General features: G+C 65.4%; 16 protein-coding genes. 4 read left to right on the forward strand and 12 right to left on the reverse strand.

The window, feature by feature from the left end; translation table 11 throughout:
* Positions 1-45: 45 nt before the first annotated feature.
* The 4 genes from WKW79_RS10110 to WKW79_RS10125 are packed head-to-tail and all read right to left on the reverse strand — an operon-like array spanning position 46 to position 4,026.
* A complete protein-coding gene (locus tag WKW79_RS10110; RefSeq protein WP_340335010.1) occupies positions 46-1,104 on the reverse strand; it encodes a beta-keto acid cleavage family enzyme in 1,059 nt (352 codons plus the stop codon).
* A gap of 41 nt (positions 1,105-1,145) precedes the next feature.
* Positions 1,146-2,138: a Bug family tripartite tricarboxylate transporter substrate binding protein gene (locus WKW79_RS10115; protein ID WP_340335011.1), complete on the reverse strand. Its 993-nt coding sequence runs from the start codon at positions 2,136-2,138 to the stop codon at positions 1,146-1,148.
* A gap of 11 nt (positions 2,139-2,149) precedes the next feature.
* Positions 2,150-3,130 (reverse strand): quinone oxidoreductase family protein, encoded by a 981-nt coding sequence (locus tag WKW79_RS10120; RefSeq protein WP_340335012.1) that lies wholly within the window; start codon positions 3,128-3,130, stop codon positions 2,150-2,152.
* A 44-nt stretch (positions 3,131-3,174) separates the two neighbouring features.
* Positions 3,175-4,026 carry a TauD/TfdA dioxygenase family protein gene (locus tag WKW79_RS10125; protein WP_340335184.1) on the reverse strand — a complete coding sequence of 284 codons (852 nt, stop codon included), beginning with the start codon at positions 4,024-4,026 and terminating at the stop codon, positions 3,175-3,177.
* Between the two features lie 185 nt (positions 4,027-4,211).
* On the opposite strand from WKW79_RS10125, the gene WKW79_RS10130 reads away from it, so the two are divergent.
* The 3 genes from WKW79_RS10130 to WKW79_RS10140 all read left to right on the forward strand — a co-directional run bounded on the left by WKW79_RS10130 (position 4,212) and on the right by WKW79_RS10140 (position 7,638).
* The gene (locus WKW79_RS10130; RefSeq protein ID WP_340335013.1) at positions 4,212-5,231 is read left to right on the forward strand and encodes an AraC family transcriptional regulator; all 1,020 of its coding nucleotides are present in this window, start codon (positions 4,212-4,214) and stop codon (positions 5,229-5,231) included.
* A gap of 125 nt (positions 5,232-5,356) precedes the next feature.
* The gene (locus tag WKW79_RS10135) at positions 5,357-6,583 is read left to right on the forward strand and encodes a porin (protein WP_340335014.1); all 1,227 of its coding nucleotides are present in this window, start codon (positions 5,357-5,359) and stop codon (positions 6,581-6,583) included.
* 29 nt (positions 6,584-6,612) lie between these two features.
* Positions 6,613-7,638 carry a YeiH family protein gene (locus WKW79_RS10140; protein ID WP_340335015.1) on the forward strand — a complete coding sequence of 342 codons (1,026 nt, stop codon included), beginning with the start codon at positions 6,613-6,615 and terminating at the stop codon, positions 7,636-7,638.
* Positions 7,639-7,656: 18 nt separating this feature from the next.
* Here the strand turns inward: WKW79_RS10140 and WKW79_RS10145 are convergent, their stop codons facing one another.
* From WKW79_RS10145 to WKW79_RS10180, 8 genes are all read right to left on the reverse strand, one after another.
* Positions 7,657-8,814 carry a Fic family protein gene (locus tag WKW79_RS10145; protein ID WP_340335016.1) on the reverse strand — a complete coding sequence of 386 codons (1,158 nt, stop codon included), beginning with the start codon at positions 8,812-8,814 and terminating at the stop codon, positions 7,657-7,659.
* 122 nt (positions 8,815-8,936) lie between these two features.
* A complete protein-coding gene (locus WKW79_RS10150) occupies positions 8,937-9,839 on the reverse strand; it encodes an SDR family oxidoreductase (protein ID WP_340335017.1) in 903 nt (300 codons plus the stop codon).
* A 39-nt stretch (positions 9,840-9,878) separates the two neighbouring features.
* Entirely contained in the window at positions 9,879-10,136 is a 258-nt protein-coding gene (locus WKW79_RS10155) for a hypothetical protein (RefSeq protein WP_340335018.1), read from the reverse strand.
* A 35-nt stretch (positions 10,137-10,171) separates the two neighbouring features.
* A complete protein-coding gene (locus WKW79_RS10160) occupies positions 10,172-10,594 on the reverse strand; it encodes a hypothetical protein (protein WP_340335019.1) in 423 nt (140 codons plus the stop codon).
* An 86-nt stretch (positions 10,595-10,680) separates the two neighbouring features.
* Entirely contained in the window at positions 10,681-10,893 is a 213-nt protein-coding gene (locus tag WKW79_RS10165) for a hypothetical protein (RefSeq protein ID WP_340335020.1), read from the reverse strand.
* Between the two features lie 123 nt (positions 10,894-11,016).
* The gene (locus WKW79_RS10170; protein ID WP_340335021.1) at positions 11,017-11,622 is read right to left on the reverse strand and encodes a hypothetical protein; all 606 of its coding nucleotides are present in this window, start codon (positions 11,620-11,622) and stop codon (positions 11,017-11,019) included.
* 2 nt (positions 11,623-11,624) lie between these two features.
* A complete protein-coding gene (locus WKW79_RS10175; protein WP_340335022.1) occupies positions 11,625-12,467 on the reverse strand; it encodes a PDDEXK nuclease domain-containing protein in 843 nt (280 codons plus the stop codon).
* A gap of 37 nt (positions 12,468-12,504) precedes the next feature.
* The gene (locus tag WKW79_RS10180; RefSeq protein WP_340335023.1) at positions 12,505-13,245 is read right to left on the reverse strand and encodes a Crp/Fnr family transcriptional regulator; all 741 of its coding nucleotides are present in this window, start codon (positions 13,243-13,245) and stop codon (positions 12,505-12,507) included.
* Positions 13,246-13,356: 111 nt separating this feature from the next.
* Here WKW79_RS10180 and WKW79_RS10185 point away from each other — a divergent pair, with 111 nt between their 5' ends.
* On the forward strand, positions 13,357-15,324 hold the full coding sequence (locus WKW79_RS10185) for an AMP-dependent synthetase/ligase (RefSeq protein ID WP_340335024.1): 1,968 nt from the start codon (positions 13,357-13,359) through the stop codon (positions 15,322-15,324).
* Positions 15,325-15,358 lie beyond the last annotated feature (34 nt).

The raw sequence follows: 15,358 nt of genomic DNA on the forward strand, positions 1-15,358 counted from the left end.
ATCTGGCCATTCGCCCTCGCCCTTCAAGCGCAGGGCGCCCGCTCCTCAGGCCGCCTTGCGCAGGAACCCCTGGTTTGCACCATTGCGATTCGGCGCAAACCCATTGGCCTGGAGCGTCTCGTCCGCCGTCTCGTAGAAGACCCCGATCTTCATGATCTCGCGCGCCTGCTGCGCGGTCGCGATCGGACGGCCGAACTCACCGGCGATGCGCACCAGTTGCCTGATCTGCTCGACCGAACTCATCTTGCCCGTGCGGGTCTGGTTCCAGAGCACATCCTCGATGCCGCAGCGCACGTGCAGGCCCAGGGCCATGCCGATCATGTTCACCGGCAGCACGTTCAACACCGAACTCTCCACCGTGATCACCGCGCCGTCCGGCGCCGCCCGCAGGAAATTGGCCAGGTTGTAGATGTTGGCCTGGTCCATGCCGCCGCTGATCGCCACCCAGTTCATCACCAGCGGCCCCTTGTAGATGCCGCGGCGGATCATCCGCTCGATCGTCTCGAAGCTGTTGATGTTGTAGCACTGGAACTCGCTCTGGATGCCGGCGGCCGTCAGCCGGCGGATGTGCTCCTCGACCCAGCTGGGATTCGCGGGCACGATCATGTCCTTGTAGGTCGCGTGGAGGTGCGGGAAGCCGCGCGAGACGCCCTTGAAGTCGTCCAGGCCCGCATGCTCCGTCACGTTCATCTGCGTGGTGTTGACGGTCACCGTCACCTGGTCGGGCCTCGGCGTGAGTTCCGCCAGCATGTGCCGCGTGTCGTCGCTGAGCCACTTGGCGGCCTGGCCTTCGGACTCCGGCGCGAAGCTGATGGAGCCGCCGACCTGGATGACCATCTCCGGCACCCGCGCACGCACCCCGGCGATGAGTTCGTTGAACATGGACAGGCGCTTGCTGCCCCTGCCATCGGGTTCGCGCACGTGCAGGTGCAGCACGGTGGCACCGGCTTCGTAGCAGTCCACCGCCTTCTGGATCTGCTCCTCCATGGTGATGGGGATGTCTTCCGGGAAATCCGAGGGAATCCAGCCCGGCGCATAGGGGGCGGCCGTGATGATCAGGGGTTGTTGGTTCTCGGGATACAGGTGTCCGTCGAGGAAGTTCATGGTGATGGGTCTCCGGGTTGAACTGTGAGTCGGGAAAAGGCTTACTCAGGGCTGATCTGGAGTTGCAGCCGCTTGATGATTTCCTGGTTGTGGGTCGAGGTCAGGGCCAGGGTCTGGCGAAGCTGGTCCAACGAAGCTTCTTGCGGAAAGTCCATGCCCTGCGCCATCAGCGCGGCACGGTACATGTCCGAGCGCACGACCTTGGCCATCTCGCCCTGGATGCGATCCACGACCGGCTTGGGCGTGCTGCTCAGGACGAAGACGCCGACGCTGGCATGCGGAAGCACGAAGTCCGGCAGGCCCAGTTCACCGAAGCTCGGCACGTTGGGAAGATGCTGCGAGCGGGTCGACGATGCGACGGCGAGCGCCTTCAGCTTGCCGCTCTTGACGAAGGGCACGACGTTGCTCACCACCTCGAAGGTCAGCTGCACCTGGTTGCCCATCAGGTCCACCATCGCGGGTGCGGAGCCCTTGTAGGGAACCACGAGCATGTCGTTCCCGCTCTTCTCACGGAGCATCTCGCCGAGCAGGTTGGAGCGTGTGCCGACGCTGAGGTTCGCGACGCTGATGGACTTGGGATTGCGCCTCGCGTAGTCCAGCACTTCATTGACCTTGCTCGGTGAAAAGCTCGCGTTGGCCACCAGCACATGAACCATGCTGCTGGCTTCCGCGACATAGGTGAAGGTCTTGAGGACGTCGTAGGGCGTCTTGACCGTCAGCGGTATGTCGGTCAGTACGCTCGACGGCCCCACCATCCAGGTGTAGCCGTCGGCAGGCGCGCTCATCAGCGCCCGCTCGGCCACCACGGCCGAGCCACCGGGCTTGTTGTCCACCAGCACGGTCTGGCCCAGGTTCACGCGCAATTGCTCGGCGAGCAGCCGGGCCACCGCATCGGAAATGCCGCCGGCAGGCGCGGGGACGATCAGGCGGATGGGCTTGTCCGGCCATTGCTGTGCCAGCGATGGCGTGACTGCCGCGAACCAGCACATCGCAATGATCGCGAAGCGTCGCAGTCTCAAGAAATTTGAAAGCATGGTCGCTCACCTCAAATGACGAAGATGGAGGAGCCTGTGGTCTTGCGAGCCTCGAGGTCCCGGTGTGCCTGCACTGCGTCCTGCAATGCATAGCGCTGGTTGATCTCGATGCGGATGCGGCCCGCGGCCACATGCCCGAACAGTTCATCGACCAGTTCCGCCTTCTCGACCGGATCCGCGATGTAGTCGGCCAGGCCCGGCCGGGTCAGGTACAGCGACCCCTTGCGCGCCAGGATCTGCGGATCGAAGGGCGGGATCTTTCCGGACGCGGTGCCCACGCAGACCAACAGGCCACGGCGCTTGAGCGAGTCCAGAGAGGCCATGAAGGTGTCCTTGCCAACGCTGTCGAAGACCACCGAAACGCCGACCCCGTTCGTCAGTTCACGCACGCGGCTCGCGACATCCTCGTGGCTATAGTTGATCGTGTGATCGCAGCCATGGGCGCGCGCCGTCTCGGCCTTGGCATCGGTCGACACGGTGCCGATCACGGTCAGCCCGAGCAGCTTCGCCCACTGCGAAACGATCAGGCCGACGCCGCCTGCCGCGGCATGCAGCAGCACCGCGTCGCCCGGCTTGAACGGGTAGATCCGGCGGACCAGGTAGGCCGCGGACAAGCCTCGCATCGTCATGGCCGCGGCGACCTCGCAACTGATGGCCTCCGGCAGCTTGATCAGCAATGCGGCGGAAATCAGCCGCTCGGTGCTGTAGGCGCCGAGCGTGTTGATGAAGCCGGTATAGGTCACGCGATCGCCGACCGCCAGATGGCTCACGCCAGCACCGACCGCCTCGATCACGCCGGCCCCTTCGTTGCCGATGCCGCTGGGAAGCGGGACCGGATAGGTGCCGCCGCGGAAGTACGTGTCGGCGAAATTCAGGCCCACCGCCACGTGGCGGACGCGGACCTCGCCAGGATCCGGTTCGCCGACGTCGACCTCTTCTGCGCGAAGGACCTCGGGCCCGCCGGTTTCGTGGAACTTGATGGCTGTTGCCATGGGGCTATCTCCTTTGATTGACAGGTGTCTGCAGGGCTGCGAATTCAGTACGGCACGTCGCCCACGATGGCCGTGCGTTCCATCTTTCGATCGCATGGCGGGTAGTCCATCACGGCATAGTGCTGGGTCGACCGGTTGTCCCAGAAGGCCACGCTGTTCTTCTTCCAGCGGAAGCGGACCTGGTATTCGGGGATGAAGGCCTGGCTGACCAGGTAGTTGAGCAACTGGCTGGCGCCCGGCGACTTGTCCAGGCCGCAGCGCACATTGGCCGGCGTATTGAAATCGGTGAAGTGCGTCGTGAAGCTGCCGTTGACGAACAGCACCTTCTCGCCGGTTTCCGGATGGGTGCGAACGACCGGGTGCTCGGCATCCGGGTACTGCGCCTTCAACGCATGGCGCTTCTCGATCGGCATCGCCGCGCCGAAGCTCTGCTCGATGCCGTGGCGCGCATGCAGGGGCGCGATCTTCGCCTTGATGTCCTCGGGCAACTGGCGATAGGCCAGGGCCATGTCGACCCACATCGTGTCGCCACCCACGGGTGGGCATTCGATGCATCGCAGCACGCAGCCCATCGGCGGCTTGTCGCGCCATGTCGCATCGGTGTGCCAGGAATTCTCGTGGTGTTCCGGCGGGCTCGCGGCGGTCTTGTAGATCTGCACGAGCCCCGGATGGTCGGGGTGGCTGCCCACCACGGGGTGGTCCTCCAGTTCGCCGAAGTGGCGCGCAAATGCGACGTGCTGGGCCCGCGTGATGTCCTGGTCGCGGAAGAACACGACGCGGTGCCTGAGCAGCAGCGCACGGATCTCCGCCGCCAGCGACTTGTCTTCCGCGGCCGCGCCCAGGTTGACGTTGCCGAGCTCGGCGCCGATTGTGCAAGTGAGCGGCTCGACACGGATCGAGTTGCCCAGCGAACTGGCGCGGACCACTGCGGGTGCCGCATCGAGGATGAGGGTCATGTTGCGTCTCCTGAAAGCGTGTGCGCTGTTGATGCCGGCCAGTGTCGTGACGCGCGCGGCATCGCGCTTGACATTCGACGACACGCACTTATCCTCGTGCGCCAGATTCCATTCGGTATGTCGCGATGTCCCTGCTTGTCCGGTCTGCGTGCCTCACCAACTACAGCGAGGTCGCCCGGGCCGGCGGGCTGGACCCGGTGCGCATGCTCTCCGAGGCAGGTTTGCACCCCGGCGTCTTGCAGGACGCGGACCTCATGATTCCGGTCGAGCGCGTGGGTCAATTGCTCCAGGCATCTGCAGCCAAATCGGGCAACGAAAGCTTCGGCCTGTGCATGGCGGAGTCACGCATGTTGTCCAACCTTGGCGCCGTGGGCATGCTGATCCGCGACCAGGCCACCTTGCGCGATTCGCTGGATGTGCTGGTGCGCTACCAGTCGCTGCTCAACGGTTCGCTGTCTCTGATGATCGAGGAGTCGGCCGGCGTGGTCGTGATCCGCGAGGACGTGCGGGCCGGCAACGCGAAGCAGTTCACGCGGCAGCGAATCGAACTGGCACTCGGCGTGATGGTGCGCTTGATGCGCCAGTTCCTGGGCGAGCATTGGCAGCCGCGACGCGTGTGCTTCGAGCACCAGGCACCGCGCGACGCCAGCACGCATCACCGCCTGTTCGGCCCGCGCGTCGACTTCGACTATTCGATCAACTGCGTCGTCTGCACGAAGTCCGATCTCGATGCGCGCAACCCTTCGGCCGATCCGGCGATGGCCCGCTACGCGCAGCAATTGCTGGACACCTCCGCCAGGCTGCAAGGGGAAACGATGCTCAAGGACGTGCGGCGCGCGATCCTCCTGCTGATGCCGAGCGGGCGCTGCACGATCGAGCAGGTGGCCGACCACCTGGGCCTCGTGAGCCGCACGATCCAGCGCCGCCTGGATGAACAAGGAGAGACCTTCTCGTCCATGGTCAACGAGATCCGCAAGGAGCTCGTGCAGCGGCATGTGATCGAGAGCGATCGGCCGTTGACCGAGGTTGCCATGCTGCTCGGCTTCTCGGCGCCGAGCGCGCTCTCGCGCTGGTACCACACCCAGTACGGTTGCAGCGCGAAGCAGAGCCGGGCGCAACGCGGCGCCTTGCGCAAGGGCCGTTGACTCCCTCTGCGCCGCGCGCGAGCGCAGGCATGAAATGAAAAGTCCGTGTCATCCACGGTCAAGCTGACGGCGACCCCGATCCATAAAGTCTGGCCTTCGCTCAACGCAGCAAGGACAACGACTTCATGGCCCACGCTCCCGCAAGAATTCCCGCGACCTTCGCCGCCCTCTTCGTTGCCGGCGGCGCGTGGGCCCAGTCCTCCGTCACCGTGTTCGGCGTCCTCGACGCCACCGTCAGCAGCTATTCGAACAAGTCCGAAACGCCGCTCGGCCTGAGCGTGACGACCAGCAGCACGGTGCAGAACAGTTCGGGCTACGCGGGCAGCCGACTGGGCTTTCGGGGCACGGAGGATCTCGGTGGCGGCATCGCGGCCGGCTTCTGGCTGGAGGCCGGATTGGCCAACGACACCGGCGGCGGCTTCGCGCCCGGTGGGGTGATCGCCTTCAACCGCCGTTCGACAGTCAGCCTGTCCGGCACCCTGGGCGAAATCCGCGTCGGCAGGGACTACACGCCGACGTTCTGGAACGATGCCGTCTTCGATCCGTTCACCTCCAACGGCGTCGGCATCAACCTGATTGCGACCGCGAGCGGCTTCAACACACCCGGCCAGGCCGCCAACGGATTCCAGGCCAACCCGGCCTACGTTCGCGCCTCCAACTCGGTGGGCTACTTCCTGCCGCCGAACCTGGGCGGCTTCTACGGCCAGGTCATGTACGCCTTCAACGAGGCCATCAAGTACGAACCGGGCGTTACGACCCCGAACGTGGCCAACAGCCAGCGTGCGGGCCGCTACGTCGGTGGTCGATTCGGCTATGCCAAGGGCGGCCTGGACATTGCCCTCGCGGCTGCGCGAAGCACGATCGGCGACCAGTTCGCGCAGGGCACGACCACCTCGCTCGACATCTGGAACCTGGGCGCCTCCTACGACTTCGGCGTCGCGAAGCTGATGGCCGAGTACTCGCACAACAAGCTGCGGATCGATTCCTCGGCCGCTCCGGTCAGCACCGCGCCTCCCGGCGCCAACGGCGCGCTGGTGGGCATTCATGTGCCGGTCGGACCCGGCCTGATCCGCGCCGTCTACACGCAGGTGAAATACAACAACGTCGCTGCGCTGGCCCAGGTCGTTCCTGGCCTGTCCCGTGATCCGAAGTCCGAGAAGTTCGCCCTCGGCTACGTGCACAACCTGTCCGCGCGCACGGCGCTGTACGCGACCGCGGCGCGCATCAACAACAAGAACGGCGCCGACCTGACGGTGGGTGGTCCGAGCTTCTACACCAAGCCGGTCAACGGCTCGACGCCGGTGCCGCAGTCATCCACCGGCTACGACATCGGCATCCGGCACCTGTTCTGAATCGACGCTTCGCTGCAAGCACATCTCCCATGACTGCATTGACCCTGTCCTGCTGGCCCGCTCTGGGTCGCGAGCTGTTCCCTGGCGTCCTCGCCAGTGCCGTCGTGGCCGCGGCGGCCACGTTCCTGTCGCAGCACTACGGCGCGCCCGTCATGCTCTTCGCATTGCTGCTCGGCATGGCCATGAACTTCCTGTCCGCCGACGGCCCCTGCATCGCGGGCATCGAGTGGACGGCGCGGCAGGTGCTGCGCATCGGCGTGGCGCTGCTGGGCCTGCGCATCACCACTGGCCAGATCGCGGCCATGGGCTGGCATCCGGTGCTGATGGTGGTGGCATCGGTGGCGCTCACCATCGGCCTGGGCATCGGGCTGGCCAGGCTGATGGGGTATCGAAGCTTCTTCGGCCTGCTCACCGGCGGCGCGGTCGCGATCTGCGGCGCCTCGGCGGCCATGGCGCTTTCCGCGGCCATGCCGAACCATGCCCTGCGGGAGCGCGCCACCCTGTTCACGGTGATCAGCGTCAGCGCGCAGTCGACGCTGGCCATAATCGTGTATCCGATGATCGTGCGCGCGCTGGGCCTCGACCCTGTGCAGGCCGGGATCTTCCTCGGCGGCACGATCCACGACGTGGCCCAGGTCGTCGGTGCCGGCTACGGCATGTCCACCGCCACGGGCGATGCCGCCACCTTCGTGAAGCTGCTGCGCGTCGCGATGCTGCTGCCGGTGATCGCGTTCGCGGGTGTGCTGGCGCGAAGCCATCGAGTTGGCGCTGTCGAAGGCAAGCGCCCGCCGCTGTTGCCATTGTTCGCGTTGGCCTTTGCGGTACTGGTCGCCGTCAACAGCACGGGCTGGGTGCCCAAGGCGGTCACGCAAGCGGGTGTGGACCTTTCGCAATGGTGCCTCGTGACGGCGATCGCCGCGATCGGCATGAAGACCCGATTGAAGGACCTTGCAACGGTGGGATGGATGCCGATCGCCCTGATGGTTGGCGAGACGATATTCCTCGCTGCGTTCGTGGCCGCATGGCTGCATTGGGGCGGCGCGGCACTCGGGTGAGCCTCGCGCGCTTGAAGTTCAGCCGCGCTCCACACCATGAGTCCAGCCCGGCATGTTGACGTAGTACCGCACGGCCCGACCCATGCCGATGGACCACATCTGACCCGCTTCCACCATGGCGGCCAGGTCACGTGTTGCCGTGGGCTTGGATGCCTTGGTGATCTTCATGTACTTCTCGGCATTCATGCCGCCGTCGAAGCCTCCATCGCCATCGTCGAGGAGCCGTTGCAGGACCATGCGCTGCCTGTCGTTGACGCGCGCGCCATGCTGATCCCAGAAGCGCCGCTTGGCGATCGCCTGGTCGATGACCGTGCTTGTGTGCGTGCACGCGGCCGAGAACTGCCGAGCCAGCCATTGCACCCAGGCTGACACATCGACGTCGCCGCGCTGTGCCTGGTTGAGCGAGTCGTAGTAGTCCTTCCGGGATGACAGCAGTTGGCGCGACAGGCTGTAGAGCCGCACCGGCTTGCGCTGGTGTTGTGCGATGGCCATGTCCATGATGGCCCTGCCAATGCGGCCATTGCCGTCCTCGAACGGGTGGATGGTTTCGAACCACAGGTGCGCGACCGCGGCCCGCGCCACCCCGTCGAGTGTCCCGCCAGCGGCCGGCGCCGTGTCGGCGAACCAGGCAAGGAATCGATCCATTTCCGCGCGCACGGTGCGCGAAGGAGGCGCCACGTAGTAGATCGTCTCGCGGCCCAACTTGCCGCCCACGATCTGCATGGGCTCTTCGTGATCCCGATACCGCCCGACCGCGATTCGCTGGATCCCGGATGTACCGCCCGGGAACAAGGCCGATTGCCAGCGGCAGAGCCGGTCCTCGTCGAGCGGCAGGTCGAACCGAGTGGTCGCGTCATTGACCACCTCGACGAGGCCATCGACATGGCGGTTCGATGGCCCTGTGGATCCCATACCCAGTCTGCGCATCACCGAGGACCTGACGGCATCAACGGACAGTGCCTCGCCCTCGATGGCGGCCGTGGCGATGACCTCGCCCGAAAAGACGTCGAGCGCCACATCGCTGGTGGTCCCCAGCCCCAGCGCGGCGGCCTTGCCCTCGATCTCGCCAAGCATGCGGTGCGCATCCGTCAGTTCCTGGCCGACGGTGGCCATATCGAAATGGAGCTCAGGCCAACCTGGCTTCTGCCATATGTAGGGGGTGCGCTTTGGGCTCATGAGCCGATGGTATGTCAATTCGGCTCATATCATGAGCCGTAAATTGGCAATTGCGGCTCATGTTCTCGCGCGTTCGAAGAGGCCGTTCGGGCTCCGCTTGGACAGGAACCCGCGCCCTCGCCTCACCGCTGCGTCTTGTCCTTCGCGTTCTGCGCCTCGATGCGTTCCCGCGCGGCCATCCAGTCCGCATCGCTCCACTGCCGCAGTTCGTAGAAGTTGCCCCCCGTCGCCGCGGCCTGTCCGCCGTCCATCATGATCGACTGCCCGGTGAGCCAGTCGCATTGCCCCGGCGCCATCAGGAAGGCGGCCAGGTTCTGCAACTCGCTCATCTCGCCGACGCGGCCCATCGGGTTGGTCTTCTTGCTGCGCGCGCCGGGCTCCTCGCCGGGGTTCAGGCGCTTGCTCATACCCTCGGTCGGGATCTCGCCGGGGCCGACCGCGTTGAGGCGGATGCCGTAGCGCGCCCACTCCAGCGCCAGCGACTTCGTCATGACCTCGATGCCGGCCTTGCTCATGGCCGAGGGCACGACGTAGGGGCTGCCGTTGTCGACCCAGGTCACGATGATGCTCATCACGCTGCGGAACGGGCTGCCCGGCTTCCATTCGCCCGACTTGGCCTGCGCCACCCAGCGCTTGCCGACGGCCTGCGTCACGTAGAAGCTGCCGTGGAAGACGATGTTGGCAATGGCATCGAAGGCGCGCGGCGACAGTGCCTCGGTCGGCGAGACGAAGTTGCCGGCCGCGTTGTTGATGAGCCCTGTGAGCCCGCCGCTGGCGAACAGCGCCTCGACCATCTCGTCCACCGCCTGCGCATTGCGGATGTCGACGCCGAAGGTGTCGATGCGCCGATCCGGAAACTGTTTGCGCCACTCGGCCGCCGTCTCCTCCACCACCGACTGTCGCCGGCCGCAGATGGCCACGTCCGCGCCGAGGCTCAGGAAGCGCTCGGCCATCGATTTGCCGAGCCCGGTGCCGCCGCCGGTCACGAGGATGCGCTGGCCCGACATGAGGGTGGGTTGGAACATGGTTGCTGTCTCCTTTTCTTGCGTTGGTTAGTCGATCATTCAATCGGGGACGAAGTTGGCCTGGAACTTGACCTCGTCCTCCGGGAGTTCCAACGTCACGAGCTGCCCCATCTTGCCGTCCGACAGGCGGCACGCGGCAAACAGGCTGTACTTGCCCTTGAGGTAGTAGCTCGGCAGGTCGATCAATGCATACGGATGCGGCACGAAGACCTGGTGCGGGAACACCGTGCGGTGCACGTTCCGCGGCGACGGAAAGAGCTTGTAGTCGGCGGTGTCGAAGGATCTGGCGACGGCCATGGCGGGTTCCCTGTGTTCGTAGGTTCGGTTGCGGCTCAGCCTTGCCTGAACTGCTTGCGCAGGAGCGCGCGGTGGCGGGCGATGTGTGCCATCTGCGGCTCGGCGATGGTGCCGCCCAGGTCGACGCCATCGCCGTTGAGCACGTCGTTGGCATAGGCCATGGCGCGGTTCACGACCTCGGCCTCGCTAACGCCCTGCTGGGCAGCCAGGTCGAGCGCCACGCGCTTCATGGCGCGCTGCGAGAGCAGCCACATGGCGCCGAAGGCATCCCAGGCGGCTGCCGCTTCCTTGAACTTGTCGCGCTCAGCGAGGATTTCATTGAGCGGCTTGGCGAGCAATTCGTTCAGTTTGGCGAGTTGCTCGGCCATCGCGTCGTGCTGGGCCTGTGCGGCCAGCAGGGCGTCTCCGGCGTCCGCGAGGGGGGCGCCGGCCGTGGAGGGCTTGTCGGATGGAGGCATGGTTGGCTGGAGCGGCCGGTGAATTCGGCCGGGCAGCCATTGTGGCGCGACGCCGCGGAGGTGCAGCGCCCTGGCACGGAAGCGGCCTACTTGAGCTGGGCCATGAACGTGGTTGGCGTGCCGAATGAAGTCTGGCCGGCGCCGGAGTTGGCCAGGTCTTCGTCCGTACCCTTGCGCATCGAGAAGACAAAGGTACAAGCCACCAGCGTGACGGTGACGAGCAAGGTCCACCAGCCAAACGAGTAGATGAGTCCGACAGTCAGCAAGGGCGCGAGCAGGAGGGCGAAGGTTCTCAGCATGGGCTTTTGCGGTTGTCTATGACGAAAGCATTATCCGTTACAAACAATACAAAATGTTAATGACTGTGGTTTTCCCTTAGCATGTCCACCCACAGCGAGGCCGCACTCACCCGCGCAAGACGCCTACCCCTCGATCAGATGTCGATAGGCCTCGCGCGTGGCCGGCGACACCGATTCGAGCGCGAGCTGATACGAGGTCTGGTGCCGGGCCATCATCCGTGCCGAAGCGACGATCTTCGACTTGCAGAACCAGTGGCAGGTGTGCTGCATGAGGAACAGCTCCGCCGACATCATGAAGGCCTTGGCCTTGGGCGGCTGGTCGAGCGTGTTGGCCGCGGCGTCGGCAATGCCCTTCGCATGGATGGCAAAGGCCTTGCGCACGTCAAAGGTGGCGGCCGGGAACAGCGTGTTGGCCAGCGGCAAGGCCAGCGGGATCTTGCTCACGCGGGCGTCTGCCTCGCTGACCCGCGCGAAGCCCGTGGCAAAGCGGGTGAACTGCGCGGAGAGGTCCAGTTCGGTCGTGCTCAGCATGCTCCAGATCTGGGCCTGGCGCTCGGCGTTGGGCTCGCCGAGGCAGCGCATGTAGCCGTCGGTCAGCTTCTCCATGAGCTTCTCGATCTCGTAGTTGCCGAGGTGGCTGCCCAGCAGCGCGATGCGCTGGCGCTGGTCGCGTGACTTGAGGACGAAGGCGACGACTCCGAGGAAGGCGAGGAGGATGAAGGTTTCCATGTTCAGGACTTGACTCTCTTCGCTGTCTTGGATGAGGGTGCCAATCGCGGAACGGCCGCGCTCAATTGCCGAAGCTCGCGGCGCAGTTCGCTTTCCAACTCCTGTTCCGTAGGCAAGTGCAACTGGTATCGGCTCGTGAAGATGTTCCGCTCCTGTTGCTCGCCCAGGGTGTACCTCACGACTGCGTCGTTCTTGTCGGGGCACAGTATCAAGCCCAATGTTGGGTTGTCCCCTTCGGTTCTCCGCTCTCCGTCGTAGAAATTGACGCAGAACTGGATCTGGCCGAGGTCTCCGTGCGTGAGCTTTCCCACTTTCAGGTCGATAAGCGCCTGCTCCAGTGCGGATTCGACCAACCGAGGAGATTCCGGCAGTCCGAGGAATTCGATCACAAGCGGGTCTTTCAGTGCGTCGAGCAAGCCGGGCTCCCATTCGCCCTCCACATCCGATTTCCGAGACAGCGTCTCGGAATTTGAGTCTGGGAGCAAGACCGGTGGGAGAGACGAATTCCGAGACGCCGTCACGGAAATCAGCCGCGGATAGTCGATGTAGAACTGACGAAACACCTCCAGGTTATCAACCGAGTAGCCGCGACCGAACTCCATGTTCAATCTCGCCGAGAGATCGGACAGGATCTTCGCGCCATAGCCGGCGCGGCGCTGCCCCCTCTGTTCCTCTTCAACAATCTCCCGCCCGATCAGCCAATTGGCGGCGACTTGCGAGGTATTGACCGTCCGCGCCACGTTGAATCGCGCGACATCAAGGATCTCGCGCACCCGCGCATACAGCGGGACGGCAGTTGCGGTGGCATTCTTTCGAGGTGGGGTGCGGCTGAGGCTGGTTGCCAATCTTGTGTTCTCTCGGTGGCTGCGCGCGATTATCGGGTCAGGGCTGCTGCGAACCACGTCCGTTCGCCACCTTCCCGATACGCAGCGCCGGCAGGTCCAGCACACGAATGCCGCCGTACTCCACCCGCAGCGCGCCCTGCCCTTCCAGCGTCCGCAGCGCCTGGTTCACGCGCTGGCGCGACAGGCCGATGAGGTAGGCCAGCTCCTGCTGCGTGATGCGCAGCAACTGGCCCACGCCCGGGAACAGCACCGGGTTGAACAGCGCCGCCAGGTTGCGGGCCACGCGCGCATCGGGGTCGTTGAGCCGGTCGGCCTCGCGCGCCGCGATGAACTGGCCGAGCCGCTCGTTGAGCTGGTTCATCACGAATCGGTTGAAGCCGATCGAATGGTCCAGCAGCCAGTGGAAGTCGTCGACAGGCAGGCCGGCCACGAGGCTGCGGCGCAGGGCCTGGATGTTGTAGCGGTAGGGCTCGCGCTTGAGCGCCGTGCCTTCGCCGAACCAGCCACCGGGCGGGAGCCCGCTGTAGGTCAGCGAGGTGCCATCGGCGTTGTCGTTGCTCATCTTGAGCAAGCCCTCGACCACGCCGAACCAGAAGGTCGGTGCACGACCGATGCGGCAGACCAGATCGCCGGGCTCGGCCTCGGCGACGGCGATGGCGGACTCGGCGCGCTTGCGCTCGACCGTCGAGAGCGTGTGTAGCCAGGGGATGTTGGCCAGCTCGTCGGCGGTGGCCGGTCGCGCGCGATCGCGGATGGAATTTCCGGCGGGTGAAGTCATGAGCTAAGGCGCCACTCATGCGGCATCGGGAAACTCCGGGGAGTAGTGTCCCTAGGATTGTCGTTGGAACGACAAGCTGGCGTCAAAGTGCGTCCTACGATCCGGCGCACCGTGACCCTCCCCCCACTCCCTGCCGACACCTTCCCGCGACTGCTGGCCGCGCACGCGGCACGGCAGCCGGACGCGCCTGCCGTGCGCGAGAAGGACCTGGGCATCTGGCAGACCTGGACCTGGTCCGGCGTGGCGAAGGAAGTGCGCGAGATCGCCTGCGGGTTGGCGAGCCTGGGCTTCCGGCCCTTCGACAACCTGGCCATCGTCGGCGCGAATCGGCCGCACCTGTACATGGCCGTCATCGCGGCGCAGAGCCTGCGCGGCGTGCCGGTGCCGCTGTACCAGGACGCGGTGGCGGGCGAGATGGTGTTCATGCTGCAGGACGCTTCCATCGACTTCGTGATCGCGGAAGACCAGGAGCAGGTCGACAAACTGCTCGAATGCCGCGACCTGCTGACTGCGGACGGACACCAGGGACTGCGCCACATCATCTACGACGACCCGAAAGGCCTGCGCCATTACGACCAGCCGGGCGTCATCAGCTACGACCAGTTGCGCGAACTGGGCCGCGCCTTCGATGCCGCGAATGGCGGCCACTTCGATGCGGCCGTGGCCAGCGGCGTGGCCTCCGACGTGGCCGTGATCCTCTACACCTCCGGCACCACTGGCCGCCCCAAGGGCGTGTGCCAGACGCATGCGAGCTTCATCGCGGCAGGACATGGCGGCGTGGCCAGTGACAGGCTCGGCCCCGGCGACAACATCATGAGCTACCTGCCGATGGCCTGGGTCGGCGACCACTTGTTCTCGGTGGCGCAATGGCTGGTCGGCGGCTTCACGCTGAACTGCCCCGAGTCGGCCGAAACGGTGATGAACGACATGCGCGAGATCGGCCCGAGCTACTACTTCGGCCCGCCGCGCACCTTCGAAGGGCTGCTCACGGCGGTGTCGATCCGCATGGAAGACGCGGCTGCGCCCAAGCGCTGGCTGTATGCGAAGTTCATGGCGCTGGCGCAGCGCGTGGGCGCGGACATCCTCAATGGCGCGCCGGTGGGCATTGGCGATCGCTTCATGTATGCGATCGGCAATGCGCTGGTGTATGGGCCGCTGCGCAACGTGCTGGGCATGAGCCGCATCCGCGTGGCCTACACGGCCGGCGCGGCAATCGGGCCGGACCTGTTCCGCTTCTATCGCTCGATCGGCGTGAATCTCAAGCAGTTCTACGGGCAGACCGAGACCTGCGCGTATGTCTGCCTGCAGCAGGACGGCAAGGTCAAGCTGCAGACCGTCGGCACCGCGGCGCCCGGCATGGAACTGCGCATCGCCGACAACGGCGAGGTGCTGGTGCGCGGCGTGTCGGTGCTCAAGGAGTACTACAAGCGGCCCGACGCGACGGCCGAGGTGCTGGACGCCGACGGCTACTTCCACACCGGCGACGCGGGCGTGCTGGATGCCGAAGGACACCTGCGCATCATCGACCGTGCCAAGGACGTGGGCCGCATGAAGACCGGCGCGATCTTTGCGCCCAACTACATCGAGAACAAGCTCAAGTTCTTTCCGCAGATCAAGGAAGCCGTGTGCTTTGGCAACGGGCGCGACGAGGTCTGCGCCTTCGTCAACATCGACTTCGAGGCCGTGGGCAATTGGGCGGAGCGGCGTGGGCTGCCCTACGGCGGCTACGTCGACCTGGCCGGCAAGCCCGAGGTGCTGGCGCTGATCGCCGAGTGCGTCAGCAAGGTCAACGCCGACCTCGCCGCCGAGGAAGGCATGGCCGACACGCAGGTCGCACGCTTCCTGGTGCTGCACAAGGAACTGGATCCGGACGACGACGAGATGACGCGCACGCGCAAGGTGCGGCGCGGTTACGTCGCGGAGAAGTACGCGGTGCTGGTGGATGCGCTGTATGACGGCAAGGCGGAGCAGTTCATCGAGACGCAAGTGAAGTTCGAGGACGGGCGCACGGGCGTTGTCAGCGCGACGCTGAAGATCGTCGAGGCGAAGCGCTTTGGTGCTGTCCGGGAGGCCGCATGAATTACGGGATCGGACAGCCGGACGCATTCCTGGG

Origin of the sequence: Variovorax robiniae (genome assembly GCF_037889955.1) — a bacterium.
GTDB classification, from domain to species: Bacteria; Pseudomonadota; Gammaproteobacteria; order Burkholderiales; family Burkholderiaceae_C; genus Variovorax; species Variovorax robiniae.

Bases quoted from the DNA above. Each gene is read 5' to 3' on its own strand.
- WKW79_RS10110 (WP_340335010.1), bottom strand. From the start codon at position 1,104: ATGAACTTCCTCGACGGACACCTGTATCCCGAGAACCAACAACCCCTG.
- WKW79_RS10115 (WP_340335011.1), bottom strand. From the start codon at position 2,138: ATGCTTTCAAATTTCTTGAGACTGCGACGCTTCGCGATCATTGCGATG.
- WKW79_RS10120 (WP_340335012.1), bottom strand. From the start codon at position 3,130: ATGGCAACAGCCATCAAGTTCCACGAAACCGGCGGGCCCGAGGTCCTT.
- WKW79_RS10130 (WP_340335013.1), top strand. From the start codon at position 4,212: ATGTCCCTGCTTGTCCGGTCTGCGTGCCTCACCAACTACAGCGAGGTC.
- WKW79_RS10135 (WP_340335014.1), top strand. From the start codon at position 5,357: ATGGCCCACGCTCCCGCAAGAATTCCCGCGACCTTCGCCGCCCTCTTC.
- WKW79_RS10140 (WP_340335015.1), top strand. From the start codon at position 6,613: ATGACTGCATTGACCCTGTCCTGCTGGCCCGCTCTGGGTCGCGAGCTG.
- WKW79_RS10145 (WP_340335016.1), bottom strand. From the start codon at position 8,814: ATGAGCCCAAAGCGCACCCCCTACATATGGCAGAAGCCAGGTTGGCCT.
- WKW79_RS10150 (WP_340335017.1), bottom strand. From the start codon at position 9,839: ATGTTCCAACCCACCCTCATGTCGGGCCAGCGCATCCTCGTGACCGGC.
- WKW79_RS10155 (WP_340335018.1), bottom strand. From the start codon at position 10,136: ATGGCCGTCGCCAGATCCTTCGACACCGCCGACTACAAGCTCTTTCCG.
- WKW79_RS10160 (WP_340335019.1), bottom strand. From the start codon at position 10,594: ATGCCTCCATCCGACAAGCCCTCCACGGCCGGCGCCCCCCTCGCGGAC.
- WKW79_RS10165 (WP_340335020.1), bottom strand. From the start codon at position 10,893: ATGCTGAGAACCTTCGCCCTCCTGCTCGCGCCCTTGCTGACTGTCGGA.
- WKW79_RS10170 (WP_340335021.1), bottom strand. From the start codon at position 11,622: ATGGAAACCTTCATCCTCCTCGCCTTCCTCGGAGTCGTCGCCTTCGTC.
- WKW79_RS10180 (WP_340335023.1), bottom strand. From the start codon at position 13,245: ATGACTTCACCCGCCGGAAATTCCATCCGCGATCGCGCGCGACCGGCC.